This is a genomic window from Azospirillum brasilense (assembly GCF_008365405.1).
GTDB classification, from domain to species: domain Bacteria; phylum Pseudomonadota; class Alphaproteobacteria; order Azospirillales; family Azospirillaceae; genus Azospirillum; species Azospirillum brasilense_D.
The window spans coordinates 37,318-44,337 of sequence record NZ_QOKV01000035.1 but is presented as its reverse complement, the minus strand read 5'-3'; the positions used below and the strand labels follow the sequence as shown (position 1 = coordinate 44,337).

At 67.8% G+C, this 7,020-nt stretch carries 5 protein-coding genes and 1 pseudogene; 1 reads left to right on the top strand and 5 read right to left on the bottom strand.

Annotated elements, in window-relative coordinates; genetic code table 11:
- From DS837_RS29760 to mdh, 3 genes and pseudogenes are all read right to left on the bottom strand, one after another.
- A pseudogene (locus tag DS837_RS29760) lies at positions 1 to 331 on the bottom strand (succinate--CoA ligase subunit alpha); the annotation flags it as partial.
- A 1-nt stretch (position 332) separates the two neighbouring features.
- Positions 333 to 1,529: an ADP-forming succinate--CoA ligase subunit beta gene (gene sucC, locus DS837_RS29755; protein WP_149168047.1), complete on the bottom strand. Its 1,197-nt coding sequence runs from the start codon at positions 1,527 to 1,529 to the stop codon at positions 333 to 335.
- 249 nt (positions 1,530 to 1,778) lie between these two features.
- Complete coding sequence (gene mdh, locus DS837_RS29750) at positions 1,779 to 2,747, bottom strand: malate dehydrogenase (protein ID WP_149168046.1); 969 nt, start codon at positions 2,745 to 2,747, stop codon at positions 1,779 to 1,781.
- A 272-nt stretch (positions 2,748 to 3,019) separates the two neighbouring features.
- Between mdh and DS837_RS29745 the strand changes: the two genes are divergently transcribed.
- Positions 3,020 to 3,508: a hypothetical protein gene (locus tag DS837_RS29745; protein WP_149168045.1), complete on the top strand. Its 489-nt coding sequence runs from the start codon at positions 3,020 to 3,022 to the stop codon at positions 3,506 to 3,508.
- Positions 3,509 to 3,538: 30 nt separating this feature from the next.
- Here the strand turns inward: DS837_RS29745 and DS837_RS29740 are convergent, their stop codons facing one another.
- Positions 3,539 to 4,768: a DUF2336 domain-containing protein gene (locus tag DS837_RS29740; RefSeq protein WP_149168044.1), complete on the bottom strand. Its 1,230-nt coding sequence runs from the start codon at positions 4,766 to 4,768 to the stop codon at positions 3,539 to 3,541.
- A gap of 602 nt (positions 4,769 to 5,370) precedes the next feature.
- Complete coding sequence (locus tag DS837_RS29735; protein ID WP_149168043.1) at positions 5,371 to 6,939, bottom strand: lysine--tRNA ligase; 1,569 nt, start codon at positions 6,937 to 6,939, stop codon at positions 5,371 to 5,373.
- Positions 6,940 to 7,020: the final 81 nt, after the last annotated feature.

The following is a 7,020-nucleotide window of genomic DNA, read 5'->3' as shown; positions in this document are numbered from 1 at the left end:
CCCGCTTGACGCGCACCATGTCGAGCACCGGGATGCCCTCGGTGATGCACACCACCAGCGGGATCTCGGCGTCGATCGCCTCCAGGATGGCGTCGGCGGCGAACGGCGGCGGCACGTAGATGACGCTGGCGTTGGCGCCGGTCTTCTCGACCGCGTCGGCCACCGTGTCGAAGACCGGCAGGTCGAGGTGCTTGGTGCCGCCCTTGCCCGGGGTGACGCCGCCGACCATCTTGGTGCCGTAGGCGATCGCCTGCTCGGAATGGAAGGTGCCCTGGGCTCCGGTGAAGCCCTGGCAGATCACCTTCGTGTTCTTATCGACGAGAACAGCCATCTTACGCGGCCTCCTTCACGGCCTTGACCACCTTCTCGGCGGCGTCGGCGAGGTTGTCGGCCGACAGGATCGGCAGACCGGACTCGGCAAGGATCTTCTTGCCCAGCTCGACGTTCGTGCCTTCCAGGCGCACGACCAGCGGAACGTGCAGGTGCACCTCGCGGGCCGCCGCGACGACGCCTTCGGCGATGACGTCGCAGCGCATGATGCCGCCGAAGATGTTGACCAGGATGCCTTCGACGTTCGGGTCGGAGAGGATCAGCTTGAAGGCCGCGGTGACGCGCTCCTTGGTGGCGCCGCCGCCGACATCGAGGAAGTTGGCCGGCTCGCCGCCGTACAGCTTGATGATGTCCATGGTCGCCATCGCCAGGCCGGCGCCGTTGACCATGCAGCCGATGTTGCCGTCCAGCTTGACGTAGTTGAGGCTGTGCTTGGCGGCCTCGATCTCGGCCGGGTCTTCCTCGGCCTCGTCGCGCAGCTCTTCCACGTCCTTGTGGCGGAACAGGGCGTTGTCGTCGAAGCTCATCTTGGCGTCGAGCGCCAGGATCTCACCGGCGCCGGTGACGATCAGCGGGTTGATCTCGACGATCGCGCAGTCCAGGTCAACGAAGGCCTGATAGGCGGCGACGATGAACTTGGCGGCGGCGGAGACCTGCTTGCCTTCGAGGCCCAGCGCGAAGGCGACCTTGCGGGTGTGGTAGCCCTGGATGCCGGTGGCCGGGTCGATGGCGACCTTGACGATCTTCTCCGGCGTGTTGTGGGCGACCTCCTCGATCTCCATGCCGCCTTCGGTGGACGCCATGATGGTGACGCGGCCGGTGGCGCGATCGGTCAGCATGCCGAGATACAGCTCGCGCTTGATGTCGGCGCCTTCCTCGACGTAGAGGCGCTTGACCTCGCGGCCTTCCGGACCGGTCTGCTTGGTGACCAGCACGTGGTTGAGCATCTCGCCGGCGTTCTTGCCGACCTCCTCAATGGACTTGACGACGCGGACGCCGCCCTTGCCCTCGGGGTTGTCCTTGAAGCGGCCGGCGCCGCGGCCGCCCGCGTGGATCTGCGACTTCACGACCCACACCGGGCCGCCCAGCTCGCGGGCGACGGTCTCGGCTTCCTGCGGGGTGTAGGCGACGCCGCCGCGGGGCACCGCGACGCCGTACTTCTTCAGCAGGCCTTTGGCCTGATACTCATGGATGTTCATCGGGCGTCCATCTGTTTTTATGGTCGGCTGACAGAGTGTGGTCGGCTGACGATGGGCGAAGATCGGGCAGGCGTTTCCTGCTGGCGGTCGCGCCAGGGCGCAAGTCTTCGGGGGGACGAGTCCTTCAGGAAGCCTTACGCCGGCTGGCGCGAACAACCGCGATCACTGTACCACCCGGAGCGGACGGTTCAACCGTCCACCCCGGGCGACGAGGCCGCAGGCCGTCGCGCAGGCAAAAAACAGGCCGCCTTAGGAGGCGGCCTTCTCAGCCTGCTGCTTCTTGACCACCTCGACGAGCTGCTTCACAGCGTCGACCGAGTGATCGAACATCTTCTTCTCTTCCGCGGAGAGATCGATCTCGATGATCTTCTCGACGCCGCCGGCGCCGATGATCGTCGGGACGCCGACGTAGAGGTCGTTCTGGCCGTACTGGCCGGTCAGGTAGGCGGCGACCGGAACGACGCGCTTCTGGTCCTTCAGGTAGGACTCGGCCATCTGGATGGCGGACGCGGCCGGGGCGTAGAAGGCCGAGCCGGTCTTCAGGAGCTTGACGATCTCGGCGCCGCCGTCGCGGGTGCGCTGCACGATGGCGTCCAGCTTCTCCTGCGTGGTCCAGCCCATCTTGACCAGATCCGGCAGCGGGATGCCGGCGACGGTCGAGTAGCGGACGAGCGGGACCATGGTGTCGCCGTGGCCGCCCAGCACGAAGGCGGTGACGTCCTCGACCGACACCTTGAACTCGTCGGCCAGGAAGTAGCGGAAGCGGGCCGAGTCGAGCACGCCGGCCATGCCGACGACGCGCTCCGGCGGGAGGCCGGAGGCCTGCTGGAGCACCCACACCATCACGTCCAGCGGGTTCGTGATGACGATGACGAAGGCGTTCGGGGCGTGCTTCTTGATGGCCTCGCCGACGGTCTGGCAGACGCCGGTGTTGATGCCGATCAGGTCGTCGCGGCTCATGCCCGGCTTGCGCGGCACGCCGGCGGTGACGATCACGACGTCGGCGCCTTCGATGACCGAATAGTCGTTGCCGCCGCTGAGCTTGGCGTTGAAGCCTTCGACCGGCGAGGTCTCAGCCAGGTCGAGGGCCTTGCCCTCCGGCATGCCTTCCGCGATGTCGAACAGGACGACGTCGCCGAGTTCCTTCTGGGCAGCGAGCAGAGCCAGCGTGCCGCCAATCTGGCCGGCGCCGACGAGCGCAATCTTCTTGCGAGCCATGGAGCGTTTCCCTAAGCGTGAGCGTCCCCCATTCAGCGGAGGACAGAACCGATTGAGTGTAGCGTCCTAGGGGTCCAGCGCCCTGAGATTTCGAGGGCGGTTCCTAGCGCGATTCCGGCCCGAGAGCAAGCGTGACCGCAAGCACGGGACGCGGAACTGTGCAATCGATTACGGCGAATGGCCGCAACGGCAAACAGGAATTTGGTGTTGCGGGTGCGGCGCACTATTCTTTGGATAGGTTTTGAAGGCCGTTCGGAGTGGGGGGAAGAACCATGAGTCGTTTTGCACCGGCATTTTGCCTGACCGTGACGCTGGCCCTGGGAAGCGGCGGCGCGGCCTTGGGACAAACCGTCGCAGACTATGAGGCCGCTCTGGCCAAGGCGCCGCTGGCCAGCGCGCCGCTGGGCGAGGCGGCGGCCGGCGCTCCGTCGGATATGCCGTCGGCCACCGACATCCTGTATTGCCGGCCCGTGTCGAACTACGTGTACACCTCCGTCCCGCCGGGGGAGCGCAGCGGCATCGTGGTGCCTCTCGTGGCCTTCGACGGGCCTGCCGACCCGGCGACCCTGCGCAAGCGCGATCTGTGCGAGACGGTGCGCCGGATGGCGGTGATCCAGTTCGATTCCGGGTCTGGCGAGGAGATCGTCACCCCGCCGCAGTTGATCGACACCGACCCGTCGCGCCCGCTGTATCAGAACGATCCGACGCTGGCTCCCGACACGCGGCGCGCGCCGCCCCGGCGGCCGCTGGAGATCCAGTAACGGAAATTTCGGGAACAGCGCTCTACGGCGTCAGGAACGGACGCCGTAGAGCGCGAGGTGGCGGGTCATGTCCGCCGCGGGCAGCGGGTAGTCGGTGCCCTGGCGGGCGTTCAGCACGGCGCGCGGCGGGATGCCGGCGGCGCGGACCTGCACCCGCATGGCGCAGCGCATCGAATAGCCCGCCCGCCAGACCAGGGCGGTGACCGCGCGGGGATCGCCGGAGCGCAGGATGTCGTCCACGATCCCCGGATGGACGGCGGCGCGCAGGGCCAGGGCGGCGCGGACGAAGTCCATTTCCTCCCAGGACAGGGCGTCGCCCAGCGCCGTCTCGTCGAGCGCTCCCTGGCGGTGCAGGCGGACGGCGCGGCGCCCCGGCGACTCGGCGGGATCACGCCCTTCGACCCAGGCGACGCGGCGGCGGGTCACCGCGGCGACCTCCGCCGCGGTGACCGCGTCCAGATCGGTGCGGCGCAGCAGCAGGTCGGCCACCGAGTCGTCGACGGACTCCGCCAGCCGCATGGCCAGCCGTTGCGGCAGGGCGGGACGGCCGGCCAGCTTGGCCTGCCAGTCCGGATGACCGCCCGACCGCTCCACCAGATCCTCCAGCCGGTCGTCCGGGATGACCGCGCCGTCGTTGTCCAGCAGGACGCTCGTGGCCTCCGCGTCGCCCGTGTCGACGATGGCGCAGGACAGCGGCGCGCTGACCGCCGGCCGCCGTGCGATGGCCGACAGCGCCCAGCCTGCGGGGTGGCTGGCGATGATCTCCAGCAGGTCGTCGTCGGTCAGGGTGGTGCAGCAATGGAGGATCGGCTCCGCCACCGAGCGTTCCACGTCGCGGGCCAGCGTGCGCGCCACGGCGGGCGGGGCGCAGGCGACGTCCTTCAGAGCCCCGGCCAGCGCCGTCCGCACATGGGCCGCGTGATCGCGGGCCAGCCGCTCCAGCGTGCGCAGGGCGGTGGCGGTGGCCTTGTCCTGGCGGTCCGGGGGCAGGTCGGGCAGCAGCCGGCACAGCTTGCGCGCCAGATGCGCGCGGACCCCGGCATCGCCCATCCCGGCCCGCCGCGATTCGACCAGCGCCGTGCCGACGCGGCGGCGGGCCGGTTCCGGCGCAGGAGGGGCGGGGGGAGAATCGTCGAACAGATAGCCGAGCAGGTCCGGGTCCACCCCGTCGTCCGCGGAGGGGGCTGCCCGCGGCGCCGAGCGGGCCGTGTCGGGACGGTCGTCCCCTTGATCGGAGTGGAGGGCCTGACGTGGCTGCATCCGGATATCCAACGACGGGCCGGTTAACGGGACGCTAACGGAGCCGACCTTGTCATCGGCGCCCGGCGCAAGCAACCAGACCCTGCGCCGCCGGTCCTTCCGTCGGGTTGTGGTGTCGAAGCGTCGAAAAGCGAAGGTTGAAAAGAAAAAGGGCCGCAACCCCGATGGGGCGCGGCCTTGAAGAGTTTAGGGAGGAAACGCACTGCAAAAGCAGTAACGGGGCGGATCATAGGCTTTGACCTTGGCGGATGGTAATACCAAGTTGGTATTGGTGCGGTGCGGTGTGCGCATGGCGATGCGGGAATAAAATGTTGTTTGCCCAGAGGGTGGGCAGGATTTCGACCGTTTGCACACATTCGAGCCGCATGGCCGGATGATGGAAACGCAAACGATCGGACCAACAATATTGTTTGTGACGGGAACGGTGGCGGGTGAAGTCTCGCCGAATGCTGAGCGACATCCACGCAGGCATGCCCCGGAGCACCGCCTCCCTTGGGTGCAGTTCATGCGTTAGACGAATTGTTTGCGAGGCGTGCCGGTCCGCTGGAAAATCCTCCCCCGCGGCGGGCCGCGGCGCGGGGGAGGGGAAAGGGAGACGATGCTCAGGCGGCCAGCTTCTCGCGGATCAGGGCCTTGGTCTCGTCCAGGCCGTAGAGCTGGATGAAGGAGCCCATGCGCGGGCCGGTGGTCTGGCCGAGCAGCACCTCGTAGAGCGCCTGGAACCAGGCGCGCAGCTCGGTGAAGCCATGCTCCTTGCCGACCGCGAAGACCTCGTTCTGGATGACGTCGCCCGCTGCGTCGGCAGGGATGCCGTCCAGGCGCTTCAGCAGATCCTCCAGCGCGGCGCGCTCGGCGTCGGTGGGCGCGCGGAAGCGCTTCGTCGGCTTCACCTGGTCCTGGTAGTAGCGGACGGCGTAGCCGACCAGCTTGTCCAGGAAGGGGCTGTTTTCCGGCGTCGCCTCGGGCGCGTAGCGGCTGATGAAGCCCCACATCACGTCCTTGGTCTCGGCGTTCGCCGCCCCGGCGAGGTTGAGCAGCAGGTTGAAGGACACGTCCGAGCGCACCGCCGGCGCCGTGCCGTTGTGGATGTGCCAGGCCGGGTTCTCCAGCGCCTTGGCCGACTCCTCCACCGGCAGCTTGGCGACGAAGGCCAGATACTCGTCCACCGCCCGCGGGATCACGTCGAAATACAGGCGCTTGGCCGACTTCGGCTTCTGGAACATGTAGAGGGCGAGGCTCTCCGGCGGGGCGTAGGCCAGCCATTCCTCCATGGTCAGGCCGTTGCCCTTGGACTTGGAGATCTTCTGCCCCTTGTCGTCGAGGAACAATTCGTAATTGAAGCCCTGCGGCGGGGTGCCGCCGAGGATGTTGACGATCTTCCCGGCCAGCTCGGCCGACGGGATCAAGTCCTTGCCGTACATCTCGTAATCGACGCCCAGCGCGTACCAGCGCATGCCCCAGTCGGGCTTCCACTGGAGCTTCACATGGCCGCCGGTGACCGGGACCTCGACCTTCTTGCCGTCCTCGTCCTGGAAGACGATGGTGCCGGCGTCCACGTCGCGCTCCAGCACCGGGACCTGAAGCACGCGCCCCGTGGAGGGAGAGACCGGCAGGAACGGGCTATAGGTCTGCTGGCGCTCCTCGCCCAACGTCGGCAGCATGACGGCCATGATCTCGTCGTAATGCCGCAGCACGCCGAGCAGCGCGTCGTCAAAGCGGCCCGACTTGTACCAGTCGGTGGAGGACTGGAACTCGTACTCGAAGCCGAAGCTGTCGAGGAAGGCACGCAGCCGCGCGTTGTTGTGCGCGCCGAAGCTGTCGTGCGTGCCGAACGGGTCGGGGACCTGGGTCAGCGGCTTGCCGAGGCTGGCAGCGACCAGTTCCTTGTTCGGGATGTTGTCCGGAACCTTGCGCAGCCCGTCCATGTCGTCGGAGAAGCAGAACAGCTTCGTCGGGATGTCGCTCATCCGCTGGAAGGCCTGACGGACCATGGTGGTGCGCGCCACCTCGCCGAAGGTGCCGATGTGCGGCAGGCCCGACGGACCGTAGCCGGTCTCGAACAGGACGTAGCCTTTGGCCGGCGGCTCCTTCGCGAAGCGCGCGACGAGTTTGCGCGCCTCCTCGAACGGCCACGCCTTCGCCTGCAACGCCAATTCCCGCTCGCCGGTCATGGTAGAGCCCCTTCAAAACTCGACGGAAGTGTAGAAAGGCAGCGACCCTAGGGCCGTCCGCGCCGTCCGTCAACGGGCGCC

What these genes read in the sequence shown, in the direction of transcription:
- sucC (WP_149168047.1), bottom strand. Translation starts at nt 1,529, where the DNA reads ATGAACATCCATGAGTATCAGGCCAAAGGCCTGCTGAAGAAGTACGGC.
- mdh (WP_149168046.1), bottom strand. Translation starts at nt 2,747, where the DNA reads ATGGCTCGCAAGAAGATTGCGCTCGTCGGCGCCGGCCAGATTGGCGGC.
- DS837_RS29745 (WP_149168045.1), top strand. Translation starts at nt 3,020, where the DNA reads ATGAGTCGTTTTGCACCGGCATTTTGCCTGACCGTGACGCTGGCCCTG.
- DS837_RS29740 (WP_149168044.1), bottom strand. Translation starts at nt 4,768, where the DNA reads ATGCAGCCACGTCAGGCCCTCCACTCCGATCAAGGGGACGACCGTCCC.
- DS837_RS29735 (WP_149168043.1), bottom strand. Translation starts at nt 6,939, where the DNA reads ATGACCGGCGAGCGGGAATTGGCGTTGCAGGCGAAGGCGTGGCCGTTC.